At 63.5% G+C, this 1,852-nt stretch carries 2 protein-coding genes; one reads left to right on the top strand and one right to left on the bottom strand.

The genetic code is table 11. The features are described 5' to 3' along the window. Positions 1 to 1,068 (bottom strand): N-acetyltransferase (locus KDH09_15685; protein ID MCB0221139.1); only part of this gene is annotated, 1,068 nt, incomplete at its 3' end. Positions 1,069 to 1,139: 71 nt separating this feature from the next. On the opposite strand from KDH09_15685, the gene KDH09_15680 reads away from it, so the two are divergent. Next, a complete protein-coding gene (locus tag KDH09_15680; GenBank protein ID MCB0221138.1) occupies positions 1,140 to 1,610 on the top strand; it encodes an NUDIX domain-containing protein in 471 nt (156 codons plus the stop codon). Positions 1,611 to 1,852: the final 242 nt, after the last annotated feature.

Below are 1,852 nucleotides of genomic sequence, written 5' to 3'. Positions count from 1 at the left end.
GGGAAGGTTGTCTTCCAGGATCCACGACAGCTCGCCCTTGTAGGTGCCGCGTGGCGTATGATAGCGGTAAACTGTCTCGATCACGCCGAGAGCAAGGGCGGTTCCGGTCAGACTGCCGTGGAATTTCTTCTTGACCCCGAGCAGCGGCAGGCGGCCCGACAGTGGCGGCCTGGCAAACATGCGCCACATCAGCTTGGCCCAGCCGAAGGGCAGCAGACGCCCGTTCAAATCCCTGATCCAGTCGTTGAGATTTGGCAGGGTTACCGCCATGGCCGCTGGCTCGCCGCGATAGCTGGCGATTGCCACATAGTCCCCCTTGATGAGGAACTTGAGGTTGTTTCCGAGAACTTTGAGCTCCTCGGCGGTGAACGGGACGAAGCCCCAATTCTCAGTCCACGCGTCATTGAAGATCTCGAAAATGATGCCGAGCTCGCGGTCGAGCTGTCTCTTGTCGAGCGGGCGGATGGAAATGTCGCGAGAGGTGAGTACCCGGTCGATCATGCCGCGCATCTTGGGCGGCATCGGCAGGCGGCCGTCGTAGTCATAAGCGATCACGTCCTTAGCCTTGACGAAGCCCTGCTCCTCGATCCGCGGCCCGTAGTAGGGGCGGGCATGGGCCATCATCATGTTGGGCGGCGTGTCGAAGCCTTCGATCAGGCATCCCATCTCATCATTGATGGAAAAATTGAACGGGCCCTGGATGGTGCGGGCGTTATGGCCGGCGAGCCAGGTCTGGGCGGCGTCGAACAGGGCAGCAAAGACCTGAGGATCGTCGGGGGCCTCGATGAACCCGAACTGGCCGACGTCATCCTTGTGGCAGTCATTGCGCAGCCGGTCGAACTGGGCGGAGATCCGGCCGACGGGCTGGCCTGCGCGCTCCGCCAGGAACAATTGAACGTCGGCGTGCTGGAAATAGGGATTCTTCTTCGGATCGAGATGCTCGAAGCGCTCAAGGTAGAGCGGCGGAATCCAGTTGGGATCGTCGCGGTAGATGGCGAAGGGCACATCGAGAAAGGCGCGAAGATCGCTCTTGCCGGAGACCGGCCGCACGGTGATGGACTGGCTCATGGCCACGGCTTAGAGCCAAGTGCAGGCCAACTCAAGCTTGGCGAATGATGCGCCGCTTGATATCCAGAGCCATGCTCAAGCGTGTAGCCTTCAAGGCCGTGTCCCGGCTCGTCCTGCAGCCCTATTACCGCCAGGCGAGGGGCATGACGCTCGGCACCCGCATAGTCGTTCTGTCACCCGAAGGTGGCGTGCTTCTGGTACGGCATACCTATGCGCCCGGCTGGCTTCTGCCGGGGGGCGGCGTCGAGCGGGGCGAGACGGTGGTGGCGGCGGCGATTCGTGAGTTGCGCGAGGAGGCTTGCATCCATGCCGATGCGCCGCCCGTGCTCATGGGGATCTATCTCAACGACCGGCAGTTCCCCGGCGATCACGTGGCCTGCTTCGTGCTGCGCCAGTTCCGCCAGATGCCGTTCCGGCCCACCGCCGAGATCGCCGAGGCCCGGTTTCATGATCTCACCGCCCTGCCTGAGGGTACGACGGCCGGAACCCGGCGCCGCATTGCCGAGGCCTGCGGTCAGGTTCCCGAGGTCTGGGACTGGTGAGCCCACGGGTTTTCCTTGACGTCAGCCCGGTTGAGGACTAAGGCGCGACCATGATCCGGTCACTGGCCATTCAGCTGCGACGACGAGCCCGCGCTTTGCGCGGCAGCCCGCGCGCCTGAACCAGCCTGGTCCCTTGCCTTCGCGCCGGCGTCGTTGATCGCCGTTCCGGGCCCCGGCCACCGCCGCCGATTTCCGAAAGATCCCTGCCATGACCGGCATGCCAATCATTGAAGACACCCTGG

This window comes from Chrysiogenia bacterium, from assembly GCA_020434085.1.
Classification (GTDB): domain Bacteria; phylum JAGRBM01; class JAGRBM01; order JAGRBM01; family JAGRBM01; genus JAGRBM01.
This window is presented reverse-complemented; position numbering and strand designations above follow the sequence as displayed.

Excerpts from the sequence above, each read along its gene's own strand:
- KDH09_15680 (MCB0221138.1), top strand. The coding sequence starts at position 1,140 with ATGCTCAAGCGTGTAGCCTTCAAGGCCGTGTCCCGGCTCGTCCTGCAG.